24 protein-coding genes are annotated in these 25244 nt (G+C 59.2%); 14 read left to right on the plus strand and 10 right to left on the minus strand.

Going from position 1 to position 25244, the window contains the following annotated elements; genetic code table 11:
* Positions 1-93: 93 nt before the first annotated feature.
* Positions 94-960, minus strand: coding sequence for a MurR/RpiR family transcriptional regulator (locus QRN50_RS15960; RefSeq protein WP_002552324.1), 867 nt, complete (start codon positions 958-960; stop codon positions 94-96).
* A 218-nt stretch (positions 961-1178) separates the two neighbouring features.
* On the opposite strand from QRN50_RS15960, the gene zwf reads away from it, so the two are divergent.
* Genes zwf through QRN50_RS15975 form a run of 3 tightly spaced genes read left to right on the plus strand, consistent with a single transcriptional unit; the run spans position 1179 to position 4059 of the window.
* Positions 1179-2648: a glucose-6-phosphate dehydrogenase gene (zwf, locus tag QRN50_RS15965; protein WP_011266836.1), complete on the plus strand. Its 1470-nt coding sequence runs from the start codon at positions 1179-1181 to the stop codon at positions 2646-2648.
* Complete coding sequence (gene pgl / locus QRN50_RS15970; RefSeq protein WP_096127300.1) at positions 2635-3348, plus strand: 6-phosphogluconolactonase; 714 nt, start codon at positions 2635-2637, stop codon at positions 3346-3348. Before zwf ends, pgl begins: the two co-directional genes overlap by 14 nt.
* Before the next feature lie 36 nt (positions 3349-3384).
* On the plus strand, positions 3385-4059 hold the full coding sequence (locus tag QRN50_RS15975; protein WP_011266838.1) for a bifunctional 4-hydroxy-2-oxoglutarate aldolase/2-dehydro-3-deoxy-phosphogluconate aldolase: 675 nt from the start codon (positions 3385-3387) through the stop codon (positions 4057-4059).
* Positions 4060-4186: 127 nt separating this feature from the next.
* On the opposite strand, the gene QRN50_RS15980 is transcribed toward QRN50_RS15975, so the two are convergent.
* Positions 4187-4426, minus strand: a complete 240-nt coding sequence (locus QRN50_RS15980; protein ID WP_003341842.1) for a DUF3820 family protein — start codon at positions 4424-4426, stop codon at positions 4187-4189.
* 218 nt (positions 4427-4644) lie between these two features.
* Between QRN50_RS15980 and QRN50_RS15985 the strand changes: the two genes are divergently transcribed.
* Positions 4645-5124, plus strand: a complete 480-nt coding sequence (locus QRN50_RS15985; RefSeq protein WP_024642493.1) for a PA2169 family four-helix-bundle protein — start codon at positions 4645-4647, stop codon at positions 5122-5124.
* Positions 5125-5194: 70 nt separating this feature from the next.
* Here the strand turns inward: QRN50_RS15985 and QRN50_RS15990 are convergent, their stop codons facing one another.
* The 5 genes from QRN50_RS15990 to QRN50_RS16010 all read right to left on the minus strand — a co-directional run bounded on the left by QRN50_RS15990 (position 5195) and on the right by QRN50_RS16010 (position 13240).
* Positions 5195-6724, minus strand: a complete 1530-nt coding sequence (locus QRN50_RS15990) for a sensor domain-containing diguanylate cyclase (RefSeq protein WP_024660811.1) — start codon at positions 6722-6724, stop codon at positions 5195-5197.
* A gap of 206 nt (positions 6725-6930) precedes the next feature.
* Positions 6931-8295 carry a heavy metal sensor histidine kinase gene (locus QRN50_RS15995; protein ID WP_096127299.1) on the minus strand — a complete coding sequence of 455 codons (1365 nt, stop codon included), beginning with the start codon at positions 8293-8295 and terminating at the stop codon, positions 6931-6933.
* On the minus strand, positions 8285-8962 hold the full coding sequence (locus tag QRN50_RS16000; protein WP_003314062.1) for a heavy metal response regulator transcription factor: 678 nt from the start codon (positions 8960-8962) through the stop codon (positions 8285-8287). Before QRN50_RS16000 ends, QRN50_RS15995 begins: the two co-directional genes overlap by 11 nt.
* Before the next feature lie 10 nt (positions 8963-8972).
* Complete coding sequence (locus QRN50_RS16005) at positions 8973-12077, minus strand: multidrug efflux RND transporter permease subunit (protein ID WP_024642496.1); 3105 nt, start codon at positions 12075-12077, stop codon at positions 8973-8975.
* Positions 12074-13240: an efflux RND transporter periplasmic adaptor subunit gene (locus QRN50_RS16010; RefSeq protein ID WP_060409538.1), complete on the minus strand. Its 1167-nt coding sequence runs from the start codon at positions 13238-13240 to the stop codon at positions 12074-12076. The genes QRN50_RS16005 and QRN50_RS16010 overlap by 4 nt, the downstream gene beginning before the upstream one ends.
* Positions 13241-13532: 292 nt before the next feature.
* Between QRN50_RS16010 and QRN50_RS16015 the strand changes: the two genes are divergently transcribed.
* The 7 genes from QRN50_RS16015 to QRN50_RS16045 all read left to right on the plus strand — a co-directional run bounded on the left by QRN50_RS16015 (position 13533) and on the right by QRN50_RS16045 (position 20410).
* Positions 13533-13913, plus strand: coding sequence for a fimbrial protein (locus QRN50_RS16015; RefSeq protein WP_024639201.1), 381 nt, complete (start codon positions 13533-13535; stop codon positions 13911-13913).
* 330 nt (positions 13914-14243) lie between these two features.
* Complete coding sequence (locus QRN50_RS16020) at positions 14244-14828, plus strand: fimbrial protein (RefSeq protein WP_011266843.1); 585 nt, start codon at positions 14244-14246, stop codon at positions 14826-14828.
* 63 nt (positions 14829-14891) lie between these two features.
* Complete coding sequence (locus QRN50_RS16025; RefSeq protein ID WP_192873914.1) at positions 14892-15644, plus strand: fimbrial biogenesis chaperone; 753 nt, start codon at positions 14892-14894, stop codon at positions 15642-15644.
* A gap of 131 nt (positions 15645-15775) precedes the next feature.
* Positions 15776-18310 carry a fimbria/pilus outer membrane usher protein gene (locus tag QRN50_RS16030; RefSeq protein WP_096127297.1) on the plus strand — a complete coding sequence of 845 codons (2535 nt, stop codon included), beginning with the start codon at positions 15776-15778 and terminating at the stop codon, positions 18308-18310.
* On the plus strand, positions 18307-19092 hold the full coding sequence (locus QRN50_RS16035; protein ID WP_004406628.1) for a fimbrial biogenesis chaperone: 786 nt from the start codon (positions 18307-18309) through the stop codon (positions 19090-19092). Before QRN50_RS16030 ends, QRN50_RS16035 begins: the two co-directional genes overlap by 4 nt.
* 1 nt (position 19093) lies before the next feature.
* The gene (locus QRN50_RS16040; protein WP_004406627.1) at positions 19094-20092 is read left to right on the plus strand and encodes a fimbrial protein; all 999 of its coding nucleotides are present in this window, start codon (positions 19094-19096) and stop codon (positions 20090-20092) included.
* 93 nt (positions 20093-20185) lie between these two features.
* Complete coding sequence (locus tag QRN50_RS16045) at positions 20186-20410, plus strand: hypothetical protein (protein ID WP_004406626.1); 225 nt, start codon at positions 20186-20188, stop codon at positions 20408-20410.
* Positions 20411-20427: 17 nt separating this feature from the next.
* Here the strand turns inward: QRN50_RS16045 and QRN50_RS16050 are convergent, their stop codons facing one another.
* The 3 genes from QRN50_RS16050 to QRN50_RS16060 all read right to left on the minus strand — a co-directional run bounded on the left by QRN50_RS16050 (position 20428) and on the right by QRN50_RS16060 (position 22723).
* Positions 20428-21183 carry a YkgJ family cysteine cluster protein gene (locus QRN50_RS16050; RefSeq protein ID WP_011266848.1) on the minus strand — a complete coding sequence of 252 codons (756 nt, stop codon included), beginning with the start codon at positions 21181-21183 and terminating at the stop codon, positions 20428-20430.
* Between the two features lie 116 nt (positions 21184-21299).
* Positions 21300-21761: a GNAT family N-acetyltransferase gene (locus tag QRN50_RS16055; protein WP_011266849.1), complete on the minus strand. Its 462-nt coding sequence runs from the start codon at positions 21759-21761 to the stop codon at positions 21300-21302.
* A gap of 65 nt (positions 21762-21826) precedes the next feature.
* A complete protein-coding gene (locus tag QRN50_RS16060) occupies positions 21827-22723 on the minus strand; it encodes a chemotaxis protein (protein WP_003408993.1) in 897 nt (298 codons plus the stop codon).
* Positions 22724-23329: 606 nt separating this feature from the next.
* Between QRN50_RS16060 and QRN50_RS16065 the strand changes: the two genes are divergently transcribed.
* The 3 genes from QRN50_RS16065 (at position 23330) to cyoA (ending at position 25244) form a co-directional block, all read left to right on the plus strand.
* Positions 23330-23839 (plus strand): disulfide bond formation protein B, encoded by a 510-nt coding sequence (locus QRN50_RS16065; RefSeq protein WP_096127296.1) that lies wholly within the window; start codon positions 23330-23332, stop codon positions 23837-23839.
* A 252-nt stretch (positions 23840-24091) separates the two neighbouring features.
* Positions 24092-24292 carry a hypothetical protein gene (locus QRN50_RS16070; protein ID WP_024639193.1) on the plus strand — a complete coding sequence of 67 codons (201 nt, stop codon included), beginning with the start codon at positions 24092-24094 and terminating at the stop codon, positions 24290-24292.
* Between the two features lie 10 nt (positions 24293-24302).
* Positions 24303-25244 carry a ubiquinol oxidase subunit II gene (cyoA, locus tag QRN50_RS16075; RefSeq protein WP_011266850.1) on the plus strand — a complete coding sequence of 314 codons (942 nt, stop codon included), beginning with the start codon at positions 24303-24305 and terminating at the stop codon, positions 25242-25244.

Here is a 25244-nt window from a genome sequence, read left to right on the forward strand (position 1 = left end):
AGAAAAACCGCCGTGTGACGCAGAGCGTCACGAACTGCATTCCCACGCGGAGCGTTGGAACGATAGTCAACGCGTTCTTCCGATCACACCCGGTCAGCCCTGATCCTCGATCGGATAACGGCTGTCATTCAGACTTTCCTTGATCTTGCGCAGATGCGGCTGGAAATCGACGCCGCGGCGCAGCGTCATACCCGTGGCCAGCACATCGAGCACAGTCAACTGAATGATCCGCGACGTCATCGGCATATAAATATCCGTATCTTCCGGCAGAGGAATGTTCAGACTCACCGTACTGGCCTGGGCCAGCGGCGAACCGGCTGCCGTCAGCCCCAGCACCGACGCGCCGTTGGCCCGGGCGATACGCGCCACCTCCACCAACTCACGGGTACGGCCTGTATACGAAATGATCACGAACAACTCGCCGGTATGAGCCACCGATGCAATCATCCGCTGCATCAGCACATCGGCATGCGCCGTCACCGCCAGATTGAAGCGGAAGAATTTATGCTGCGCGTCCAAGGCTACCGGCGCGGAGGCACCCAGCCCGAAAAAATGGATCTGCCGCGCCTGGATGAGCATGTCCACAGACTTGCTGATCAAGGCCGGGTCCAATTGCTGGCACGCGCTGTCCAGTGACGCGATGGCGCTGCCGAAAATCTTCTGGGTATAGGCCTCCGGATTATCATCGGCTTCCACCGCACGGCTGACATAGGCCGCGCCGCTGGCCAGGCTCTGGGCCAGTTGCAGCTTCAATTCCGGATAGCCACTGACACTGAACGAACGGCAGAAGCGATTGACCGTCGGCTCGCTGACCTTGGCGGCCTGGGCAAGCGCTGCAATGCTCAGCCGCGTGGCCATCTGCGGGTTGAGCAGGATGACCTCGGCCACTTTGCGTTCGGCCTTGTTCAGCTCGTCGAGTCGGCCCTGGATTTGCTCCAGGAGGTTTCTTACGCGGTCCATTCAAAGTCCTTGTCGGGGCTGATTTACCAACGGTTTTGCCTTGGGCTTTTATTAGCCCTTTAGCCTGTAGCAAAGGTGGCCTATCGTACTGAGGGCCTGTGTTGATCACCACTGGAATATGCTTTCAGGCAGAATGTTGTGGTTATTACTACATATGGCCTTGAGTAACGCCTTTAAAAAAGGTATTTGTAGCCTAACTTGATAAAAGAACCAACATTATGCCCTTGATTACGGTTGAACCGTGCACATTTGCCCTGTTTGGTGCCCTGGGGGACCTTGCGGTACGCAAGCTGTTCCCGGCTCTTTATCAGCTTGATCGCGCTGGACTGCTGCATGAAGACACAAAAATTCTTGCCCTGGCGCGTGAACCAGGCGACGAAGAGTCGCATCTGGCGTACATCGAAAAATCCATGCGCCGCTTCATTCCCGAGACGGAGCTGGAGCCGGACAACCTGAGCCGCTTTCTGGCGCGTCTCAGCTATCTGCATGTCGACTTTCTCAAGGCCGAGGATTACGTTGCGCTCGCCGAGCGGGTCGGCAATGCCGAAACCCTGATCGCCTATTTCGCCACACCGGCCTCGGTCTATGGCGCCATCTGCGAGAACCTCGCGTCGGTCAACCTCGCCGAACGCACGCGTGCCGTACTGGAAAAACCCATCGGCCACGACCTGGCCTCTTCGCGCCGGGTCAATGACGCCGTCGCGCAGTTTTTCCCGGAAAACCGCGTCTATCGCATCGACCACTATCTGGGCAAGGACACGGTACAGAACCTCATCGCTCTGCGCTTCGCCAACAGCCTGTTCGAAACCCAGTGGAACCAGAACCATATTTCGCACGTAGAGATCACGGTGGCCGAGAAGGTCGGCATCGAGGGCCGTTGGGGCTACTTCGATCAGGCCGGCCAGCTGCGTGACATGATTCAGAACCACCTGCTGCAGCTGCTCTGCCTGATTGCCATGGACCCGCCAAGCGACCTGTCGGCCGACAGTATCCGTGACGAGAAGGTCAAGGTGCTCAAGGCACTCGCACCCTTCACCCCGGAGCGTCTGGCGACCCAGGTGGTGCGTGGCCAGTACACCTCCGGCTACAGCGAAGGCAAGGCGGTGCCTGGCTATCTGGAGGAGGAAAACTCCAATACCCAGAGCGATACCGAAACCTTCGTCGCGTTGCGTGCCGATATCCGCAACTGGCGCTGGTCGGGTACGCCGTTCTATCTGCGCACCGGCAAACGCATGCCGCAGAAGCTGTCGCAGATCGTGATCCATTTCAAAGAGCCGCCGCACTACATCTTCGCGCCTGAACAGCGTTTGCAGATCAGCAACCGCCTGATCATCCGCCTGCAGCCTGACGAAGGCATCTCCTTGCAGGTGATGACCAAGGATCAGGGCCTGGACAAGGGCATGCAGCTGCGCAGCGGTCCCTTGCAACTGAATTTTTCCGACACCTACCGCAGCGCTCGTGTCCCCGACGCTTATGAGCGGTTGTTGCTGGAAGTCATGCGTGGCAATCAGAACCTGTTTGTCCGCAAAGATGAGATCGAGTACGCCTGGCAATGGTGCGATCAATTGATCGCTGGCTGGAAGAAGGCGGGCGATGCGCCCAAACCTTACCCGGCCGGAACCTGGGGGCCGATGAGCTCCATTGCCCTGATTACTCGCGACGGGAGATCCTGGTATGGCGACATGTGACCTCAAGCTGCCAGCAGGGCTGGCAGCACACGATTTCGACACGGCGCAGCAACTGGCCGATGCACTGGCCGAAAATGTCGCCGAGCGCCTGAAGCAGGCGATCAGCGAGAACGGTCTGGCGACGCTGGTGGTGTCCGGTGGACGCAGCCCGGTCGCCTTCTTCCAGAGTCTGGCGACACAACCGCTAGAGTGGTCGAAGGTCGTCATCAGTCTGGCGGACGAGCGCTTCGTGCCGACCGAACATGCCGACAGCAATGCCGGCCTGTTGCACCGCCACTTGTTGCAGGGGCCTGTGGCGAAGGCCAGGTTTCTCGGCCTGTACAGCGTTGCGAGCAGTGTCGAGGAAGCCGCGCAGGCTGCCGATCAGGCCTTGGCCGAGCTGCCACCCATCGATGTACTGATTCTGGGCATGGGCGACGACGGGCATACCGCATCGCTATTCCCCAACAGCCCGAATCTGAGCGAAGCCCTTGATCTGCAAGGCGAGCGCCGCTGCCTGCCCATGCTCGCACCGAGCGTGCCGCACCAGCGCCTGACCCTGACCCGCCGCCTGCTGGCGTCGGCGCGTTCATCGATTCTGTCGGTGTCCGGTCAGGCCAAACTCGACACCCTGCGCACCGCGCTGGCAGGCGATGACCTCGCCGAGATGCCGGTGCGTGCCTTTCTCAACCCGTCTCTCGAGATTTACTGGTGCCCATAAGCCCCGATAAGCCCCACAAACAAAGGAACCGTCGCCATGACACAGAACGAAAATAATCAGCCGCTGACCAGCATGGCGAACAAGATTGCCCAGATCGACGAACTCTGCGCCAAGGCGAAGATTCTGCCGGTGATCACCATCGCCCGTGACCAGGACGTACTGCCGCTGGCCGATGCACTGGCCGCTGGCGGCATGACTGCGCTGGAAGTGACCCTGCGCTCGGCGTTCGGCCTGAGCGCCATTCGTATCCTGCGTGAACAGCGCCCCGAGTTGTGTGTGGGCGCGGGGACGATCCTGGACCGCAAGATGCTGGCCGACGCCGAAGCGGCCGGTTCGCAGTTCATCGTGACGCCCGGCAGCACGCAGGAACTCTTGCAGGCGGCGCTCGACAGCCCGCTGCCTTTGCTACCCGGCATCAGCAGTGCCTCGGAAATCATGATCGGCTACGCCATGGGCTATCGCCGTTTCAAGCTGTTTCCGGCCGAGATCAGCGGCGGTGTGGCAGCGATCAAAGCCCTTGGCGGGCCGTTCAACGAGGTGCGTTTCTGCCCCACTGGCGGCGTTAATGAGCAGAACCTCAAGAGCTACATGGCCCTGCCCAACGTCATGTGCGTGGGCGGCACCTGGATGATCGATAACGCCTGGGTCAAGAATGGCGACTGGGGGCGTATCCAGGAAGCGACTGCGCAGGCCATGGCGCTGTTTGACTGATTTTCAGGATTTCGGCGTCAGCCCCTTGCGGCTGATTCCGACAAGGAAGTTGTTGTTGGTTGTATGGCTTTTCGGTGCTCCCTGGTCCGGAGCACCGTTTTTTTCTCCCCGGACCTTCTCTTCGTTTTTACCCCTTGTCCTTGAACGACTGACGTGGACGCGTGCGCAACGGGTCCAATAGCGCGCCAAGGCCGTTGTGATCGATTTCCTGCATCAGCGCCAACAAGCCGCCCAACTCTCCTTTGGGAAAGCCTTCGCGGGCGAACCAGTTCAGGTAATGCCCTGGTAAATCAGCGATCAGCCGGCCCTTGTATTTGCCGAACGGCATTTCCTGTGTCACCAGCAACTTGAGTTTTTCCGGGTTCATTCGCGATAAGCCTGCGTTTCTGTCTCAGCTTGTACGATACGTGCATTCTGCATGCAGGCCAAACCGCAGATCATGCAGAAGTCACGAACGGGCAAATGTGAAAATTTCGTAAGTCATTGATATTAAATAATTATTTTCATTTCAAAAACTGGCACGGTGTCTGCAATTACCTATACATCGAACACTTTCGTATCAACCTGCCATTAGGAAATTATCAAATGACTGATATCAACAAAGAAACGATCTCTATCCTGAATGACCTGATCGAAACCAGCAAAGACGGTGAAGAAGGTTTCCGTACCAGCGCAGAACACGCAAAAAGCGCCCAGGTAAAATCGTTCCTTGCAAACCGTTCTACTGAAGTCGCTGCAGCCGTTCGTGAACTGCAAGCTGAAGTGACCGCACTGGGTGGCAAGCCTGAAGATTCTTCCAGCGTATCTGGCGCACTGCACCGCGCATGGGTCAACCTGAAGTCGATGGTTACTTCGGACGACGACAAGGCCGTTCTGGAAGAAGTTGAAAAAGGCGAAGACGTTGCCAAGAAGGCTTATCGCGAAGCGCTGGAAAAAGCTGTCAAGCACAACGCTCCTGCCAACGTGATTGCTTTGATCGAAAAGCAGCAGGCTGGCGTTCTGGCCAACCACGACAAGGTAAAAGCACTGCGTGACGCAGCACGTGCAGCCCACGCCGCATCGTAATTCGATGCCTCAGCGGTAACCGAAAAAACGCCAGCCAGTCTGGCGTTTTTTTATGCCCGAAGGCAGCCGGTCAAACCTGATCGGTCACCTTTCTGGCAACCGAGCTGCGGTACTCGACCCGGTTACGTCCATTGTCCTTGGCCTGATACAGCGCCTTGTCGGCTACCCCGAAAAATGCCTCCAGTTTGTCGCCCTGGCGAACGACCTCCGAAGCGACCCCGATGCTCACGGTGATGGGATGCTCGGCATTCCTGAAAAGCGGCAGTGACTCTGCGGCCTTGCGAATTTTTTCCGCGATCAGCATGGCGCCCGGCAAATCTGTTTCCGGCAGCACCACCACGAACTCTTCGCCGCCATAGCGCGCCACCCGGTCGCCCGGACGGCGGATGCAGTATGAGATGGTCTGCGCAATCAGACGCAGCGCCTCGTCCCCGCCCTGATGGCCGTGACGCTCATTGAATGCCTTGAAATGGTCTACGTCGATCATCAGCAATGACAGCGGCTTGCCAGAGCGTTGCGCTCGGGCCCATTCGGTCTCCATGGCCTCGTCGAGCTGGCGGCGGTTATCGAGCCCGGTCAGACCATCGGTCGCGGCCAGGCTGGCCAGCGCATCTTCGGCACGGTGGCGTCTTCGCAGTTCGCGACACAGCAGCCAGGTCAGCCACAGAATGCCCAGACACAAAACGCTGGTGGCCGAGCCGACCAGCCAGGCATTGCGCCGCCAGACGGCATACACCTCATCCTCGGATTGCCCGATGACGACGATCAGCGGCAGGTTGCCGACTCGGGAAAAGGTATACAGCCGACGAGCGTTCAACTGCGTCGACATCGCGGCGAAGCTGCCATCGCCTTCCTGAAGGATGCGCTGAAAGTTGGGGCTGTGGCTGTAATCCTTGCCGATCAGATCCTGGCCTTCCATTTCCGGGTAGCGAACGATCAGAATGCCCGAGGTATTGATCAGGTTGATGCTGCTTTCACTGCCCAGGTTCTGGCTCATGAACAGGTGCTTGAAATACACCAGGCGCATCGCCGCACTCACGATGCCCATGAACTCACCGTTGGGTCCTGATACACGACGGCTGAAACTGATGCACCAGTCCTTGTAGCCCCAGCGCGTCTTGTACGGCGCGCTGACATGTAGCGTCAAAGAGCGGTCGGTTGCATGGTCCTTGAAATAGGCGCGGTCAGAGAAGTTGTCCTGTCGAGGAATGACAGATAAAGAATCAGCCACTATGTCGCCGCGGTTATCGAGCAATACCAGGTCGCCCTTGTAAGAGGCGGCAGTGGCGCGATCAAACAGTACAAGTTGACGCAGTTCAGGCGACAGTTGCTGAAGGTCGGGACGCTGCCACGCACTGATCATACCCTGCAGGGAAGAGTCGTAAAGTTCTGCGTTACGCATGACGTCGGCATCAATCAAACGCACGATATTGGATGCTGCACGTGCTGCTGTCTGTGCTGCGTCGTCGCGCTCCCGGGCCAGTAGAGACGCCACGATCGCCAGAATGGCGAGCATTGAAACCGAGCTGCCGAAAATCAATATCAGCTCCGGACGGGTCCATCTGAGCCGGGCTTGCCGAGAAAACGCAAACACCATCATCGGTTGTTCTACCTGCAGACGAATGATTCTTGATAATCGGTTAATAAAATTATCAGTTATTTGGGGAACTTAATGACGCGTGTATAACACGCTCCTTATAGCCTCATATGAAGGGAATGTGAATAAAGCAAGTGTATTTAAAATGCTGCGAACAGGCGCACACTGAGGACTGTGAAAACGGTCAGTGCAGTCAGTATTTTCAGGTGTCAGCGAGGCAACTGGATGCCGAAGGTATTGGCGCCCTTGTCGCTGTTCACGAACACGGTGCCGCCATGCATCAAGGCAATCGCCTTGACGATGGCCAGCCCCAGGCCGTGATTGGCGCCGCTGTTGCTGCGTGAGGCATCCACCCGATAAAAGCGCTCGAACAGTCTGGGTAAATGTTCCTGAGCGATGTGTACGCCCGGATTGGTCACGCTGACAGTGACATGGGCATCGCGGGATTCGATGTTGACTTCAATGACTTCACCAGCGCCGGTGTGCTGGACGGCGTTATGCAACAGGTTGATCAGCGCTCGGCGCAAGTGGGATTTTTCAATCGGCGCGCTGGCGTCGCCGTTGACACGGACTTGCACGTGCGCGTCTTCCAGAATGAAGTCCAGGTAATCCAGCGTCGTAGCGACTTCTTCAGCCAGTGAGGTGCAGGTTTGTGCCTTGACCCTGGTGCCCTGATCGGCGCTGGCCAGAAACAGCATGTCGTTGATGATCGAGCGCAGGCGCTCCAGCTCCTCGAGATTCGACTGCAACACCTCGAAATAATGCTCGGCAGAGCGGCCACGGGTCAGCGCTACCTGGGTCTGACCGATCAGATTGGTCAGCGGCGAACGAAGCTCGTGTGCCACATCGGCATTGAACGACTCCAGCCTCGAGTAGGCTTGCTCGACGCGTTCAAGCGTGGAGTTGAATGAGGCGACGAATTGCTCGAGTTCCGGTGGCAGCGGCGACAGCTGCAAGCGTCCGGACAGCCGTGGCGGGGCGAGCTTCTGGACTTCCTGCGAGAGGCTGGTCAGCGGTCGCAGGCCAATTCGCGCGACCCAGTAGCCCAGCGCCGACGCGAGCAGAATGCCCAGCGTTGCCAGGCTGATCAGGGCGACCAGCAGCGAGTGCTGCGTGTGCCAGAACGTCTCGGTGTCGATGGCGGTCAGAAAGCGCAGTGCCGGACGCTGTTCCTTGGCGGGAAACTCGCTGACCAGCACTTTGAACGAAAACGGGTGATCCGCCAGCTTCAGGTCGTGCATGCCCAGCGGCCCGTGCGCAAAACGACGAATGTCCGCACCGGGATTGCCGAACTCGTAGAGTGGATTGTCACTCACCACCCAGAAGCGCAGGCGCTTGTCCTCCTCGCTGAGCAAGGTGAGCTTGTTCTTGATCTTGCCCCAGTGCTCCGGGTTGCCGAAACGATTGACCGCCGATTCCAGCACGCTGTAGCGCGCATCCACTTCCGCGCGGGGCAGCAGGTCGAGGCTCTTGTCGACCTGCAGGTACAAGGCCCAGCCGATCAGCAGGAACACCACCAGTGCCACCAGCGCGAACAGCCCGCTCAGGCGCAGGGCAATCGAATCAACCCGCACTGCGGTTCTCCAGCACATAACCCATGCCGCGAATGGTGTGCAGCAGCTTGTGCTCGTGAGGGCCATCGAGCTTGGCCCGCAAGCGTTTGATCGCGACTTCGACCACATTGGTATCGCTGTCGAAGTTGATGTCCCAGACCATCTCGGCGATGGATGTCTTGGAGAGGATGTCGCCCTGACGTCGGGCCAGCACGCTGAGCAGCGAAAACTCCTTGGCGGTCAGGTCCAGGCGCAGGCCGGCACGGGTCGCCTTGCGGCTGATCAGGTCTATCCACAGGTCGGCGATGGTGATCTGTACCGGTTCATGGCCACCGCTGCGCCGGGTCAGGGCCTGCAGGCGGGCGACCAGTTCCAGAAAGGAAAACGGTTTGCCCAGGTAATCATCCGCGCCTTCGCGCAGGCCGCGAATGCGGTCGTCGACCTGCTCGCGCGCGGTCAGCATGATCACGGGTGTCTGTTTGCGCGCGCGCAACGCACGCAACACACCAAAACCATCCAGGCCCGGGAGCATCACATCGAGAATGACGATCGCATGGTCATTCTCCAGCGCCAGGTGCAGGCCTTCGATCCCGTCGCGCGCCACGTCCACGGCATAGCCCTGTTCGGTCAGGCCCCGCCGCAGGTAGTCGGCGGTTTTCTCTTCGTCTTCGATAATCAGCACGCGCATCAGGCGACTCTCACTTGTGCAGGGCCGGCGCCGGTGCGGCGGGCGCCGGGTGGCGTCGATGAAACAGCCGCTCCAGTTGCAGATAAATGACCGGCGTGGTGAACAACGTGAGCATCTGGCTCACCAGCAGGCCGCCGACCACGGCAATACCCAGCGGCTGACGCAACTCGGCACCGACGCCGAAACCGAGCATCAACGGCAGCGCGCCGAGCAGGGCGGCGAGGGTGGTCATGATAATCGGTCGGAAGCGGGTGATGCAGGCCTCATAAATGGCCTCGTGCGGCGTGAGGCCCTGCTCGCGCTGGGCCTGCAGGGCAAAGTCCACCAGCAGAATACCGTTCTTTTTGACGATACCGATCAGCAACACCACGCCGATCAGGGCCATGATCGAGAAGTCCTGGCCCATCATCCACAACAGCAACAATGCGCCGATACCTGCCGAGGGCAGGGTGGAGATGATGGTCAGCGGGTGCACGAAGCTTTCATAGAGCACCCCCAGAATGATGTACACCGCCACCAGCGCCGCAAGGATCAGCCACGGCTGGTTGGCCAGCGAGCTCTGGAACGCCTGTGCCGCACCCTGGAAGCTGCCGATGATCGAGGCGGGCATGCCGATCTCGTTCTTGGCCTGATCGAGCATGCGCACCGCATCGCCCAAGGCGACCCCGGGTGCCAGGTTGAACGACAGGTTCGCCGCCGGAAACATCCCGTCATGGCTGATCGATAACGGTCCCATACGCGGCGCACTGACTTTGGCCAGCGCCGACAGCGGCACCATTTCGCTGGTCAGCGGTGAGCGCAGGTAGAAGTACGCCAGGCTTTCAGCCTTGCCGCGCTGCTGGGCGTCCAGTTCAAGGATCACCTTGTACTGGTTGACTTCCGTCTGATACTCGCTGATCTGCCGCTGGCCGAACGCGTCGTACAGTGCCTGGTCGACATCGGCCGTGGTCAGGCCGAATCGCGCGGCAGCGCTGCGGTCGATGTCGATGTGCGTGACGCTGCCGCCCAGTTGCAAGTCGTTGGACATGTCGCGAAACGCCGGGTTGCTGCGCAGCTTTTCAGTCAGCCGTTGCGTCCAGGTGTTGAGCAGTTCGCCGTCGTTGCTCTTGAGCACGTACTGGTACTGACTGCGGCTCGGGCCGGAGCTGAGGTTGATGTCCTGCCCGGCGCGCAGGTACAGAACGATGCCCGGGACCTTGGCCAGTTTGGGGCGCAGGCGGTCGATGAACTCACTGACCGACACATCGCGTTCGGAGCGTGGCTTGAGCGAGATCCAGAAGCGGCCGTTGGCGATGGTCTGGTTGCTGCCTGAAACACCGACCGAATGCGAGAACGCCAGCACCGCAGGGTCCGCGCCGACGATCTTTGCCAGTTCCAGGTGTTTTTCCACCATGTCCGGGTAGGAGATGTCGGCAGCCGCCTCGGTGGTCCCGAGTGCAAAAGCGGTGTCCTGGACCGGAAAGAAGCCTTTGGGGATGAGGATGTAACCGACTACCGCCAGCGCCAGGGTCAGGCCGAACACGCCAAGCATCAGCCGCTGATGGGCCAGGGCCTTGCGCAAGCCACGCTCGTAGGAGGCGAGCAGGCGTTCACCGAACCCCGGTTTCTGATGCGGGTGATGGGTGGGCGCGCGCATGAACAAGGCGGCCAGGGTCGGCGCGAGGGTCAGGGAGACGACCACCGAAATAAGGATGGTCGCGGTTGCGGTCAGAGCGAACTCTTTGAACAGTCGCCCGACCACGCCGCCCATGAACAACAGCGGAATGAACGCCGCCACCAGTGAGAAACTGATCGACACTACGGTAAAGCCGATTTCCCCTGAGCCCTTTATCGCGGCCTCGCGCATGCCCTGACCGGCTTCGAGATGACGGTGGATGTTCTCGACCACCACGATGGCGTCGTCCACCACGAAACCGACCGCGACCACGATGGCCACCAGTGTCAGGTTGTTCAGGCTGAAGCCGAACAGGTACATCATCGCAAAGCTGGCAATCAGCGAGACCCCGAGTACCGCACTGACGATCAGGGTGGCTGACAGTTGGCGCAGGAACAGCGCCATGACCGCGACCACCAGCAGCACCGCTATCATCAGGGTCATTTCCACTTCATGCAGCGAGGCACGGATGGTACGGGTGCGGTCGTTGAGTACCGAGACATCGACGCTGGCCGGGAGCATTTCCTGCAGGCGTGGCAGTTCACGCTGGATACGGTCCACGGTGTCGACAATGTTGGCGCCCGGCTGGCGGAAGATGGCGATGTTGACGCCTTGCTGATCGCCGGACCAGGCCTTGACGTAGGCGTTTTCCGAGCCCGCGACAACCCGTGCCACATCCTTGAGCTGGACGGGTGCGCCGTTCTTGTAGGAAACAATCAGTTGCGCGTAGTCCTGCGGCTTGAACAACTGGTCGTTGGAAGACAGGGTCGAAATACTGTCCTTGCCGTACAGCGCGCCCTTGGCCAGGTTCAGGCTGGTCTGCTGCACCGCCAGGCGAATATCGGCCAGGGTCAGCCCTAGCGCAGCCAGTTTCTCGGGAGCGGCCTGAACACGAATCGCCGGACGTTGCTGACCGGTGATGAAGACCTGGCCCACGCCTTCGATCTGGCTGAGCTGGCGCGCCAGAATGGTTTCGGTGACGTCGCTCAGTTCTGTGCCGGGGATCAGGCTGGAACTCACGCTGAGGATCAGCACCGGGCTGTCGGCCGGGTTGACCTTGCGCCAGGTCGGCAGACTGGGCAGGTCGGCCGGCAGGCGTCCGGCTGCGGTATTGATGGCGGCCTGGACTTCCTGGGCCGCAGTGTCGATGCTTTTGTTGAGCGTGAATTGCAGCGTCAGGTTGGTGGAGCCCAGTGCGCTGCTGGAGGTCATCTGGGTCATGCCCGGTATCGCACTGAACTGCACTTCCAGTGGCGTGGCAACCGAAGACGCCATGGTTTCGGGGCTGGCGCCGGGGAGCTGCGCGGTGACCTGGATGGTCGGGAATTCCGCTTCCGGCAACGGCGCGATCGGCAGCCGTGGAAAGGCAATGACCCCCAGCAGTACCAGTGCGAAGGTCAGCAACAAGGTGGCCACCGGGTGGTCGATGCACCACGCCGATACCGAGCCCCGGCCGTTCATCGTGCGGGCTCCACTTGCGCGCTCGCGACATCCGCAGCAGGCGCGGTGATCACTTCGACCGTTGCCCCGGGGCGTAGCCGCGACTGGCCGTCGCTGACCAGTACATCGCCAGCACGCGGCCCGCTGATCAGTGTCTGTTCGCTGTCCTGATAGAGCACTTTGACCGGCACGACTTCCACCTTGTTATCGGCAGTGAGCCGATAGACGAAGTGCAGGTCAACGCCGCGCTGCACCACTTGTGGCGGCACTTTCAGCGAGTTGAGTTCGATACCGGTCTGGATCTTCACGGTCACCAGTTGCCCCGGCCAGAGTTGCTCGCCGGGGTTTTTGAATTGCGCCTTGGCGCGGATCGTACCGGTGCTTGCCGACACCTGATTGTCGATCAATGAAAGCGTGCCTTCACCCAGCAGCAGGCCGTTGGCCGCGCCGTCGCCCTGATACGCCTTGACGGTCGCAGCGTTACGCTCGGCAATCAGCCCCTGCAGGGTCGGCAACATTTGCTGTGGCAGGGAAAACTCCACGGCAACCGGGTCGATCTGGGTCACTGAAAACAGCCCTGCAGCATCGCTGACGCGCAGGAAGTTGCCTTCATCGACGTTGCGAATACCGACCCGTCCCGTCACCGGCGAGCGAATCTGGGTGTAGGACAGCTGCACCTGTGAGGCGTTGATGCTCGCTTCGTTGCCTTTCGCCGTGGCTTCGAGTTGCCTGACCATTGCCTGCTGTTGGTCGAATGTCTGCCGCGAGATGCCATTGTCCTGGGTGAGCTGGCGATAGCGCTTGAGGTCCAGTTGCGCGACGTCCAGTTGCGCCTTGCTCTGCGCCAACTGGGCACGCGCCTGCTCCAGCGCGGCCCGGATAGAGCGGTCATCCAGCGTTGCCAGCAGGTCCCCGGCCTTGACCTGCTGACCTTCCTTGACCAATACACGCGTCAGCACCCCATCCACCTGCGGGCGGATCACCACGCTTTGCAGCGACAGCACCGATCCGATCCCTGTGACGAAACGCGGTACGTCTTCAAGGCTGACCGTGATCACTTTGACGGGTACAGCGGCAGCGGCATTTTTGGGGAGTGCGGCCGGGCGTGTCAGTTTCCAGCCGGCAATCGCCGCACAGGCGATCACCAGGACGACGGCGGTGACGGTCAGGGTCTTTCTGCGCATATGAAGAAAACGCCAAATGTCGGTACGGGAGAGATGTTTTTTACAGCTTCCTTATAGCCTGCAAACCCGGTCAACAGAATGACTTTCAGCTGTCAGGTTTGTCAGAAAGCCTCCAGCGGGTGTGGCGTGCAGTCAAGAAAAGTCGGAATCGGACGATATCTATGTTGAAGAGATAGTTGTCCAGATGTTTATAAAGTCCTAGGAGTTTTCCTACATTTTCCTAAGTAGGTTTCTGGCAGGTCATTCTCTCATCAACTTAAATTATCGTATGAGTCTATGAATGGAGTACGCCATGAGCAGTCAGAAATCGAACGGAAAAGTGATGGTGAAGTTACGGTCCCTTGATAAACGTTTGTGGGTCGCAATCCTGTCGACGTTGCTGCTGGCTGCTCCCGCTTCGTCATGGGCAAAGGACGGTGCAATTACGTTGCGCGGCAGTATTGTCAACAGCAGTTGCATGATTTCCAGTACAGAGATGACGGCGCCCGGTGTTCATTCGCGAACGCTGGAAGTTGCACCCGGAGTCACTATTCATGTGAGCACCGAACGCAATGTCTGTGGTGAGCAGGCAATGCCCTTCGTGACGCAGTATCAGGTGCTGCCTGCCGCCGTGTTAATCGACGGAGAAGCCCTGCAGGCAAGTGCTGCGGTGGTCACGTTGAGCTATCAGTAACTACCGGTCTGTCGTGTTTTCTCGTCCGGACTGTCACGCTTTCAAGGGGCAGTCCAGTGCCTGTAAAGTTTGAACGATACATAACCTCGGCCACAGTGAAGGCGTCGGCAGTCTGTGCCTGAGTAAGGGCACGCTTCTGTATTGAAAAGGGTTTTTATCAGTGTGCAAGGCACCACTTATAATTATTCCTACAGACCTGTCCTGCGTGTTGTGTTGTGTTGTCTGCGGGGTGAAAGTTATCGAGCTGACAGCACTGAAATAGACCTGGCTCTATAGTGCTCACCGTCCGATAGCGGGCACACACGAAATAACACAAGGAAGGTCGTTAGCATGAAAAAGCTTTCTCTTACATTGGCAGTTCTGGGCGTAATGGGCGCTGGCATGGCAGGTACCGCCAGTGCTGCGAACAACGGCACAATGGTCTTCAACGGAACACTGACCAATATCTCCTGCGATGTGGGGCCGGGCACGGGTGTCAGTACGGGGACCAACCCTGGCGAAATCAATATCGACCTGGGCAACGTGTCCTTCTCCGATATCGGTGTATCGAGCGAAAGCCGATTCGAAACGGCTTCCCCCATCCAGTTGCTGGTCAACTGCAGTGCGGGTGCCGACCAATACAACATGGTGAAGATGCGCCTTATTGCCCGTAACGGCAGTGGCCTGGACAACAACGACGCGAAACTCCTGCGCACCACCGGTGCGGCAGATGGCGTCGGTATCGGCCTGCTCAATGCCTCCAGCGTGTTGATGGATCTGAGCGGCGACGAAACCGTCGACACCACACTCATCAAGGATGGCGCCAGCGGTGCCACCGCTGAAATCAATTTTGGCGCGGTGTATGTGCTTAACGGCACGCCCACCAATCCGGGCAATGCCGACGGCTTTCTGCCGTTCGTGATGGATTACGAGTAATCGTGTCGGACAGGGCGGGCCGTGCTCGCTCTGTCCTCTACCGAATTCAAGGCGAACGCCAGCATGTTTTCCGATTTTTTTCGCTACACGATGCTTGTTGCGTGGTTGTTCTGCGCATCCACCGTTCAGGCGGGCATCGTATTGAATACAACGCGAGTCATTTACCAGGGCAACGACAAAGAGGTCAGTCTGGGGGTGCACAACAGTGGCGGGGGGGAGATTCTCCTGCAGTCCTGGCTTGAATCTCCGACGGCGGCGGCCAGCAATAACGAAGGCCTGCAGAACCTGCCGTTTATTGTCACACCCGCGCTTGCGCGTATGGCCGGTGGTGGCAGGCAACTATTGCGGATCATTCATTCCGGTACCGACATGCCCACCGATCGTGAGTCGGTGTTATGGCTCAATGTTCAGGAAATACCCCAGAGCGCAGCAGAAAACACGCTGCAGATCGCGGTACGTCAACGCATAAAAGTCTTCTTCCGGCCTGATGGTTTGCAGGGTGATCCACAGCAGGCGCCGGAAAAACTGAACTGGCAACGGGTCGATGACACCGGTGTGCAGGTCGAAAATCCCGGCCCCTACCATGTCTCCATGCTCCGGATTTCCATACGTCAACATGACACTGAACTTGCCCTTCTGGACAGTCAGATGCTGGCGCCACATCAGCGTCTGCGTATTCCGTTACAGCACACACCGGCAAGTGCGCCGTTGCTTCTGAGTTTCGTCAGTCTCAATGACTACGGCGGACAAGTGCCTTATCAGGCAACCCTTGGCAACAAACAACCGGTTAACGCCGGCAAGGCGTCGCCCCGATAAGCTGGCGCATCCACTGTCAGCGTTCACTATTCAAACCGTCGGGCCTCAGTGACAAGACAGCCCGGCAGACCTGCGTCTGTGTAAAAGGATTGCACGGCGCGCGCGACAGCCGAAGTAGAGTGAAGACCGCTATGGAATGGCGCAAAGAAGTTAATAAGGGAGTTATTGCCCAGTGCGCGCTCCCTCACCCCCGACGCGGTGCGCTGGGTATCGGTTTCGGATTGACGTTGATGTGTGCGGTCAGCGCGTCGGCCGCCTCGTCGGGTGGCGACGGGGCAGTCAGGTTCAATACGGCGTTTATCCAGGGAAGCGATCAGCCGGCTGACCTTCAGGAGTTTCTGCGCTCCAATAGTGTATTGCCGGGTATTTACCGGGTTGATATCTACGTCAATCGCAAGCTGAGCGGCAGGCGGGATATCCGCTTTTTGAAAAGTCCGCTATCAGGCCTGATCGAGCCCTGCCTGTCGCTTGAGATGCTGCAGAGTTTTGGTCTGGACTTGAGTCGTCTGCCGTCAGGTGAGGTATCTGCCCAGGCCTGTTTCGACCTGCCTGCGCGTGTCGAATTTGCTCGCGTCGACTATCAGCCCGGTGCGTTGCGACTGACAATCAGCGTGCCGCAAGCGGTGATGTCACGCGGTGCTCGCGGTTATGTGTCGCCGGAGCTTTGGGATCAGGGCGAGACCGCAGGCTTTATCAACTACAACTTCAATGGCGGCCGGCGGCGTAACAAGGGCCTGGAAACGGAGCAGTACTACGTGGGGCTGCGAAACGGGCTGAACGTCGGCGCCTGGCGTTTGCGCAACGAGTCCTCTCTGGTCGGCGGCAGTGACAGGCCTTGGCGTTATCGCAGCAATCGTACCTTCGCGCAGCGTGACATCACCACCCTGAAAAGCCAGCTCACGCTGGGCGAGACGTTCACCGATTCGCAGGTATTCGACAGTGTCCGCTTCAGGGGCGCGGCGCTGGCCTCTGACGATGGCATGCTGTCTGACAGCGAGCGGGCCTATGCCCCGGTCATCCGCGGGATTGCCGAAACCAATGCGACCGTGGAAGTTCGCCAGAACGACTTTCTGCTCTACAGCGGCAGTGTGTCGCCCGGGCCGTTCGAGATTGCCGATATCTATCCCAGTGGCTCCAATGGCGACTTGTCGGTGTCTGTCATCGAAGCCGACGGGCGTGTAAGAACCTTCACTCAGGCCTACGCGTCGCTGCCGATCATGGTTCCCGCAGGCTCGTTGCGCTACAGCCTGGCCGGTGGGCAGGTCGACAACAACGACGATCAGCAGGCCTCTCCGGCATTTGCCAGTGCGGCCCTGATCTACGGTCTTTCCGAACGGATTACCGGGTTTGCCGGGGTGCAACTGGCCGAGGATTACCAGGCCGCGAACATAGGCACCGGGATCAACACCGGGCTGGGCGCGGTGTCGATGGACCTTACCCGCTCGGTCAGCAAGGTGGATCAGCGGGCGCGCAGTGGCCAGAGCCTGCGCGTGCGTTATGCCAATACGCTGGATGTCACCGACACCACGTTGGCAGTGGCCGGTTATCGATATTCGACCGAGCAATACCGGACCCTGAACCAGCACGTCAGCGACAGCGGCGCGCTGCGGCAATTGCGGGCCTCTGGGCTGGCGCGGGATCGGCTGGAACTCAGCATCACTCAGATAGTGCCTGGCCAGTCGGCGTCGCTGAGCCTGACGGCGTCCGAGCAGCGCTACTGGAACCTGTCCGGCAAGACCCGGCAGCTTTACCTGTCCTATAACGCGGCCTGGTATTCGCTCAATTACAGCCTGTCCATCGAACGCAACGAGGATTTCGGGCGAAGCGGTGACGCGAGCACCGACAATCGTGTTGCCCTGAGCGTGACCCTGCCGCTCGGCTCCAGCCCCGGCTCGTCGCGACTGTCTTTCAACGCGGTGCGCGACAGCCGCGGCGAGTACAACGCGCAGGCCGGGCTCAACGGTCAGGTGCCGGGCGACCGCGACACGTTCTATTCGGTACAGGCTGGACGTGACAGCAGCTCCGGCAGTTTCGGCGCAGGCAAGGTCAGCACCAGCACGGCGTTCGGCCGTTTCGAGGCCGGTTATAGCCAGGGCCAGGACTACGATGCATTCAGCCTGTCCGCCGCAGGGTCGCTGGTGGCGCATGCCGGTGGCGTGAACCTGGGGCAGACCTTGGGAGAAACCTTTGCTCTGGTTCAGGTGCCCGACGTCGGTGGCGCCCGCTTGAAGTCGTTCAGTAACGTCGAGACCGCCGGCAACGGCTATGCGGTTTTGCCCTATGCGCAGGCCTACCGCACCAACTGGGTCAGCCTGGATACCCGGCAACTGGGCGCTGATGTCGATCTGGAAAACGCTATTACCCAGATCGTGCCGCGCAGGGGCGCGATACCGGTGGTGCGCTTCAAGGCCAATGTGGGCCGCCGGGTCCAGTTCGAACTGGTGCGCGTCGATGGCAGCAAAGTGCCGCTGGGTGCCAGTGTCGAAGATGAGCAGGGCAGGGCGCTGGCAGTGGTCGATCCCGGCAGTCAGGCGCTGGTGCTCAGCGAGCAGGATGCCGGCAGCCTGTGGGTGCGCTGGTCAGATCAACGTTGCCAGGCGACATTCTCGTTACCGCCCAGAGACCCGTCGCGAGCCTACGAGCGGATCAGGGTGGTATGCCGATGAGCGCTTTCGCTGGCTCATGCAAGGCGCTGTTGACGGCTGTGCTGTTGACGAGCGGCCTGGCGGCGCACGGGGCTGTTTCGCTGAGCGGAACGCGGCTGATTTTCGACGGGCAGTATCGCGAGGTCACGCTCGAGGTGCGCAATCGCGGCAAGTCCGAGGCACTTTTACAGGCCTGGCTCAGTGACGCAGTGGATGACGACGACGCCCCGGGTGAGCTTCGCAAGGCGCTGCCATTCGTGGTCACGCCACCGCTTTCACGCCTGCCGGTGGGCGGCAGGCAGACCTTGCGCGTGCTCTATCAGGGCACAGGCATGCCGCAGAAACACGAGTCGCTGCTGCATCTTTACGTGCTTGAGATACCCCGACGCCAGGACGGTGCGGGGCAGTTGAACATCGCCGTGCGCCAACGCATCAACGTGTTCTACCGGCCCCTCGGCCTTGACGGTGATCCGGCCGACACTCCCGCGCGGCTGCTGTGGACACTGACTCATGACCCGTCGCGCGCCTTGTTGCTGACGGTCAGTAACCCGACGCCCTATCACGCTGCCCTGCAAGCGCTGCGTATCGACGGGGTGCAGCTTGGCGATCATCTGTTGCTGGCGCCGGGCGCACAGGTCGCGATGGTTGTGCCGGCGAGTGTCGAGCGCTCTGCCACACATCGTTTTTCCTACCAGGCGCTGACCGACTACGGCGGCCGACGGATCCATTGCGCACAGCTCACCGGGCAGACGGCCACTACCGCCAGGCTGCCGAAAAACAATTCCATTCAGGACGAATGCTGATATGAAACATCTCTCTGCCAGAGGCTGGCTGCGATCCCTCGCCGTGTTGTTGTTACTGCATCCGGCTTCCACCTTCGCGCTGATCTGTACCACTCAAGGGACGGGCGAAACCGAAATTCACGATGACCTGAGCAGTACGGTGGCAATCCCGGAGTCGATTCCCGACGGGGAAGTGGTATGGCGTTCCGAACCTCTGAACGTTCAGGTCGAATGCGCCACAGAGGGCTGGCAGTCCGAAGCGCAGGAGATTTTTATCTACCTGAATCCGGACAATCGTTCGATCGGTCAGGGGATTCGTGCCGGAATGACGTTACAGGGTATCGATCACATCCAAGGCAGTGGACGAGTGAGTACCGGCAGCTACCTGCCGATGTGTCGCGAGGGTGAGAACACGCTCGAAAACTGCCCGAAGGTGCGTTTCAGCCTGGCGTTTTCGGTATTCATCCAGAAGTTCGGCGCTACACCGCCCTCCGGTTTGGCCAGTGACCTGCTGGATTACCGGTTCTTTCAACTGGGCGGCGCGACAGACCCGAGTCGGCTGTCAGGGCGCAGCCTCAGTTATGTGATCAATAACCTGCGGGGGCTGAGGTTCGTGGCCTGCGATGCCGATCTGCAGGTGCTCCCGGAAACCGTGGAATTTGGCGACGTTGCGATACACCAGGTGGCGATTGGCAAAGTGACTGCTACCCAGACATTCTCCCTGCTGACCAGCCGCAGCTGTGATTCGCCGTTCAGCATTGATGCGCGTTTCAGGCCGGTGACAGGCACTCTGTCTGGCGAGCTGCTGATCCCCGTCGGTAATGATTCATTGGGGATACGCATTACCAGCGCAGTAAACGGTCAGCCGCTACGTTACAACGAGCCATTCCATCTGGCGGAATTGCTCGGCGAAACCAACACAGCCAGGGCGGACTTCAATGCCGAACTGCTGTGGAACACCAACATGCCAAGGCCCGGACCGTTCAATGCCGAGGTGATGGTCGATCTGTTCTACAAATGACGGCGACAGGAGGCTCGGGCGGTTGTGCGGCGATTAATGTATGCTGCGCGGCCGCGGGCATTTGCCCGGCCAATTCGACTTTCTGGTGACACCATGACCACGCCTGAACAACCTCCTGTTCAAGACGCCGCAGCCGACTCCGTCGCAGACACTGAAAAGAGGGCTGTCATTGCGCCTTTCAGCTTTCCGTTCAAGCCTTCGGAGTTTGCCCAGGCCAAAAAAGAGCCGGCGTGGCATCAGAAAAACAACAAGCACGGCCACCACAAGACCCCGGGCGTCGCGCCGGCTGGCACCCGCAGGTCGATGGGCAAGCGCTGATTGCCTGAGAGATCCTGTCAGGCCGCCTGCAAAGGAATGAACAGGTAGGAAACCGGTTGCCGGTCAGTCACCTCGGCACCTTCCTGTTGCAGGGTGTCCAGAACGTGCTGGCCGGCGACGTGAAATTCCCACTTCGAGCCTTGGGCTTGCCCCTCCTGCGCAGGGTTTTTGACCTCTTCGATGGCGGCAGCAAACGCGCCCATGTCCGGCAGGTAGGCGACGAAACCGTTGCCCTTGAGGGCGGTGGTGCGAATGCCCAGCTTCTGGCAAATCAGCTGTTTGGTGTCTATTTCATCCCGATCGGCCTGACGCGACTGTTCGATCAGGTCCATCAGTTGAGTATCGACCAGCCTGTCGTTAACGATAAGGTCCGGACCCTGCTCCCAGGACTCTGGCGGGCAGCCCTTGTTCTCCGGGCGCAACGGAATGTGTGGATTGATCTCCATCGGATAGATCCGGCACACCAGTGGCCGGCGCTCGTAGATGCGACACAGGTTCTTCTCGTCAAGATTCCGGCAGCGCCCGACGTTGTAGGCTGCGAAGGTGATCGCCACAAAGGCTGTCGTACTGCCACTGCTGACCTCGGTCGAGCGACGGCTGGCATGGGTGAGCTGCGCCTCGGAAACCCCATAACCATTGCTCAAAAATGCCTCGGTCAGCACGATGACGTTGCCGCCATCGGCCGCCCACTGCGCGGCTTCGTTGAGCGTCAACGGTACGTGATGGTCGGTGCAACAGCCGCCACAACCCACGCAGGAAAACTTGGTGTCCATTATCTCGATGACCCGTCCAACAGTTAGGCTGCAAGCGACAACAATTGGTCACTCACTCGCTTGATGTGTCTCGGGAAGCAAGTTGCGCGCCAGTCGCCGGGCCGTGAACAGCGGGTTCAGGCTGCAGGAATGTCGAAACGCTTGAGATAGGCCATTGCGGATTTTTCGTAAAGCCGCCGCGCCGCCAGGTTGTTTTCCATAACGTGAAGGTCGACCGCTGCTTCATTGCGCGTATGCAGGTGGGCGAACAAATGATTGAGCAGGGCGTGGCCGATCCCGCTGTGTCGCACATCAGGGTGCACAACCAGGTCCCTGATGAATGCGCTGGTCCAGCACACGATCACACCGACTACCGTTTCGTCACGCATGGCCAGAAAGCACAGCGACGGATCGCAGTCGGGATCGTGTTCGAATGCAGCCAGCCAGTCCGGATAATCCGCCACGCAGCCTGCGGCGCTGCCATAACCCAGAGTCAGCAGGCGGTGAACCTCTGCGGCTCGCTCAAGCGTGAAGGGATGTGGCTGGATGCCAGGCGGCCAGGGCGGGATGGGCACTGGCACTGCAAGATCCCGACGCATCAGCCAGTAATGCGCGGCGGATGCATCGGTCAGGTTCGGACGTTGTGTCGCCGTGCGCTCAGGGATCAGAGCCCTTGGGCGACTACCGTACGTGCGGCCTCGATCAGGCATTTGGTCAACTCGGGTGACGAGAACTTGGTCAACACGGCATTGGCCCCGGCGATCTGTGACTTCTCGCTGTTCATCGCGCTGTCGAGCGAGGTGTGCAGCAGAATGTACAGATCACTGAAGTCCGGCGTATCCCGGAGCGTGCGGGTGAGGGCATAGCCGTCCATCTCCGACATCTCGATATCGGACACCACCACGTTGATCTGTCGCGCAGTACCCTGCAGGTCGAGCAGAACGTCGATAGCCTCTTTGGCACTGCGCGCCGTGTGGCATTCGAGGCCGAGATTGCGCAAGGTAATGATCGACTGCTGCAGGGCAACCTGACTGTCATCGACGACCAGAATCCGCGCCTTGCTCAGCAGTTCCGCATCCTCTTTGGCCAGCTCCGTCGACTGTACGACGATCTGTGCAGGGGCGATGCCGTGGATCACTTTTTCGATGTCCAGTACTTGCACCAGCACGCCGTCGACCTGAGTAACCCCGGTGATGAACGACTTGCTGCTAGACCCGTAGGGCGGCGGACGGATATCGGTGGTCAGGCAATGCACAATCTTGCTGACGGCCTGAACGTGCAGGCCCTGTTTCGAGCGGCTGACATCCGTGACGATCAGGCAGCCACCGTCGGGATCGGCCAGTGGACGCTCGCCGATCGCACGACTCAGATCGATAACCGACAGTGACGAGCCACGTAGCGTCGCAATACCTTTGACGTGTGGGTGCGATTCGGGAAGATGGGTCAGAGGCGGGCAGGGAATGATCTCGCTGACCTTGAGCAGGTTGATCGCCATCAGCTTGCCGCTGCGCAACGTGAAGAGGAGCAGCGAAAGTGAATCTGCTCGGACGTTCTTGGACATATGAACCTTCTGGCTGTAGGTATTTCGTCGCCTGGTAGCGGCAAACAACTTTCTATGACAGGTTATCGACCTGCGGCCGGCAGGCTTGAGGATTTTTAACCGACAGCCGAGCGCGTCCGTTCGCTTGCCATTGAAAGCCGTTGCACCACACCACGGCGGGCCCGACAAACTGGCTGCCCATGTGCCGATAGTGGCAGTCTGGCTTCGGTTGCGTCAAACCGGGAGAGGGCGGCACATTGTCGCTCTCTGCCTTCCGACGACCTGCGTCGCGGTTTCGCACGCCATAGTGCTTTGACAGAAAGGCACCCTGCGACAAAATACCGCAGCTATATATAGAAGAAGAGCTGCGACAAACTGACGCACCCGTCTATATATAGAAGGGCTTTGCACCCGGTTCCTGCAAAAGCGTCCTGCCGGTTGTGGATGTGCTGCCGCGCAGACCACCTGACCGGCAAATGCGTCCGTATGGCTGGCCAACGCTTGAGTTGCCGAATCAGACAGATGATCATCGCGCACGTCTTGGCGCAGTCGGGCCGTACCTCCGTTCAGGCTGCGAACGCTGCATGGCGTTGACCAACCCTTTCATCAGTTCAGTAAGGTATGTGAATGAGCGACAACACGTTGTACCTGAGACGCGAAAAGCGCTTTCTGGTTTTGCTGGGTATTATCTGCCTGGCCCTGATCGGCGGCGCCCTGTACATGCAGGTCGTCCTGGACGAAGCGCCTTGCCCGCTGTGCATCCTGCAGCGTTACGCACTGTTGTTCATCGCCATTTTTGCGTTCATTGGCGCCGCCATGCCCGGGCGTCGCAGCGTCACGGCGTTTGAAACCCTGGTGACCCTCAGCGCCCTTGGCGGCATTGCCGCTGCCGGCCGGCATGTCTGGATCCTTGCCCATCCGTCCGACAGCTGCGGTATCGACGTGCTGCAGCCGATTGTCGATGGCCTGCCATTGGCTACACTGTTTCCTACAGGGTTTCAGGTCAGCGGTTTCTGCACCACGTCATATCCGCCGGTTCTCGGATTATCACTCGCGCAATGGGCGCTGACGGCTTTTGTCCTGACTGCAGTTCTGGTACCGGCGTGCATCATTCGCAATCGTCGCAAACCTTACTAACTTCAGGGGCTTTCGCTAAAAACGCCCCGTGAATACGGGGCTTTTTTCGAGTACGCTGAGGCGTTTGGAGGAGGATTGTTACGCATATAGAGAATAACTGTTACAAAATTAGGCATAGTCATTAAAAATTTACGTATCTACAATCCCCGTCACTTGTCGTTCAGCTTGGCCGAACGATCAGCATTTTGAGGCTTGGAGCGTCCCCTGTGCACTCTGAACAGGCAGCGCAACGCTTGCCTCTGAGGGCGTATAATGGCCGCGTCGAAAGCGTCTGCCCGAAGTTTTGGGCAGTTCCAGCAACTCAAAAAACAAGAATCCATAGCTAAACCCGGACTTGTCGATACGCCGCTGTGCGTACCGGCGGCCCTTGTTCAATTCAAAAAAATTAGCCGGCACTGGCAGGGCGAAGTGTTGGCGGTCGAAACCCAACTGCACCGCGCAAGCTGCTTTTAGAGGTCGTGAAATGAGTAAAAAAAGGTACCCCAGGTTTTTTGGCTTCTTGGCCCTTTTCTGTATGCTTTTGCTCAGTGGATGCGATGGCGTACCTCTGCTCGATCCAAAAGGGCAGGTGGGTATCGAGCAGCGGAACCTGATCGTAATCGCAACGTTGCTGATGCTGATTGTCGTGATCCCGGTCATCCTGATGACCCTGATCTTCGCCTGGAAGTATCGCGCATCGAACAAGGCTGCCAAGTACACGCCGGACTGGTCTCACTCCACCAAGATCGAAATCGCAGTCTGGGGCGTACCCATGCTGTTGCTGGTCTTCCTGGGGTACATCACCTACGTCTCGACTCACTCGCTGGACCCTTACCGTCCGCTTGATTCGGACGTCAAGCCGGTCACCATCCAGGCGATCTCGGTTGACTGGAAATGGGTATTCATCTACCCGGACTACGGCATTGCCACGGTCAACAAGATCGTGTTCCCGGCCAAGACTCCGATCAACTTCCAGGTGACCTCGGACAGCGTGATGAACTCGTTCTTCATCCCGGGTCTGGGTGGTCAGATCTATGCGATGGCGGGCATGCACACCAAGCTGCACCTCATCGCCAACGAGAATCACGAATTCAACGGTATTTCGGCCAACTACAGTGGCGCAGGCTTTACCGGCATGAAGTTCAAGGCCATCGCTACCAGCCAGGCTGATTTCGACAGCTGGGTCAGCGAAGTCAAGAGCTCGCCCAAAAAGCTTGGCACGGCCGAATACGCCGAGTTGATCAAGCCAAGCGAACGCAACCCTGTCGAACTCTTTTCCTCGGTCACCCCGAACCTGTTCCAGATCGTCATCGACAAGTATGAAGGTATGAATCCGGGCAAGAAGGTTGTTGCTGGTGAGAAGGAAGTAGCCGGTGAGGCTGGTGCGGAAAAAGGCAAAAATTCAGCTGCTGGGGCAGAGGAGTAA

Origin of the sequence: Pseudomonas sp. MEJ108 (assembly GCF_030208985.1) — a bacterium.
GTDB lineage: Bacteria > Pseudomonadota > Gammaproteobacteria > Pseudomonadales > Pseudomonadaceae > Aquipseudomonas > Aquipseudomonas fragariae.

Bases quoted from the DNA above. Each gene is read 5' to 3' on its own strand.
- QRN50_RS16015 (WP_024639201.1), top strand. From the start codon at position 13,533: ATGAGCAGTCAGAAATCGAACGGAAAAGTGATGGTGAAGTTACGGTCC.
- QRN50_RS16070 (WP_024639193.1), top strand. From the start codon at position 24,092: ATGGCCGCGTCGAAAGCGTCTGCCCGAAGTTTTGGGCAGTTCCAGCAA.
- QRN50_RS16030 (WP_096127297.1), top strand. From the start codon at position 15,776: ATGGAATGGCGCAAAGAAGTTAATAAGGGAGTTATTGCCCAGTGCGCG.
- QRN50_RS16060 (WP_003408993.1), bottom strand. From the start codon at position 22,723: ATGTCCAAGAACGTCCGAGCAGATTCACTTTCGCTGCTCCTCTTCACG.
- QRN50_RS16020 (WP_011266843.1), top strand. From the start codon at position 14,244: ATGAAAAAGCTTTCTCTTACATTGGCAGTTCTGGGCGTAATGGGCGCT.
- QRN50_RS16025 (WP_192873914.1), top strand. From the start codon at position 14,892: ATGTTTTCCGATTTTTTTCGCTACACGATGCTTGTTGCGTGGTTGTTC.
- QRN50_RS15975 (WP_011266838.1), top strand. From the start codon at position 3,385: ATGACACAGAACGAAAATAATCAGCCGCTGACCAGCATGGCGAACAAG.
- QRN50_RS15960 (WP_002552324.1), bottom strand. From the start codon at position 960: ATGGACCGCGTAAGAAACCTCCTGGAGCAAATCCAGGGCCGACTCGAC.
- pgl (WP_096127300.1), top strand. From the start codon at position 2,635: ATGGCGACATGTGACCTCAAGCTGCCAGCAGGGCTGGCAGCACACGAT.
- QRN50_RS16010 (WP_060409538.1), bottom strand. From the start codon at position 13,240: ATGCGCAGAAAGACCCTGACCGTCACCGCCGTCGTCCTGGTGATCGCC.
- cyoA (WP_011266850.1), top strand. From the start codon at position 24,303: ATGAGTAAAAAAAGGTACCCCAGGTTTTTTGGCTTCTTGGCCCTTTTC.
- QRN50_RS16055 (WP_011266849.1), bottom strand. From the start codon at position 21,761: ATGCGTCGGGATCTTGCAGTGCCAGTGCCCATCCCGCCCTGGCCGCCT.
- QRN50_RS15990 (WP_024660811.1), bottom strand. From the start codon at position 6,724: ATGATGGTGTTTGCGTTTTCTCGGCAAGCCCGGCTCAGATGGACCCGT.
- QRN50_RS16065 (WP_096127296.1), top strand. From the start codon at position 23,330: ATGAGCGACAACACGTTGTACCTGAGACGCGAAAAGCGCTTTCTGGTT.
- zwf (WP_011266836.1), top strand. From the start codon at position 1,179: ATGCCCTTGATTACGGTTGAACCGTGCACATTTGCCCTGTTTGGTGCC.
- QRN50_RS16050 (WP_011266848.1), bottom strand. From the start codon at position 21,183: ATGGACACCAAGTTTTCCTGCGTGGGTTGTGGCGGCTGTTGCACCGAC.
- QRN50_RS15985 (WP_024642493.1), top strand. From the start codon at position 4,645: ATGACTGATATCAACAAAGAAACGATCTCTATCCTGAATGACCTGATC.
- QRN50_RS16035 (WP_004406628.1), top strand. From the start codon at position 18,307: ATGAGCGCTTTCGCTGGCTCATGCAAGGCGCTGTTGACGGCTGTGCTG.
- QRN50_RS16005 (WP_024642496.1), bottom strand. From the start codon at position 12,077: ATGAACGGCCGGGGCTCGGTATCGGCGTGGTGCATCGACCACCCGGTG.
- QRN50_RS15980 (WP_003341842.1), bottom strand. From the start codon at position 4,426: ATGAACCCGGAAAAACTCAAGTTGCTGGTGACACAGGAAATGCCGTTC.
- QRN50_RS16040 (WP_004406627.1), top strand. From the start codon at position 19,094: ATGAAACATCTCTCTGCCAGAGGCTGGCTGCGATCCCTCGCCGTGTTG.
- QRN50_RS16045 (WP_004406626.1), top strand. From the start codon at position 20,186: ATGACCACGCCTGAACAACCTCCTGTTCAAGACGCCGCAGCCGACTCC.
- QRN50_RS16000 (WP_003314062.1), bottom strand. From the start codon at position 8,962: ATGCGCGTGCTGATTATCGAAGACGAAGAGAAAACCGCCGACTACCTG.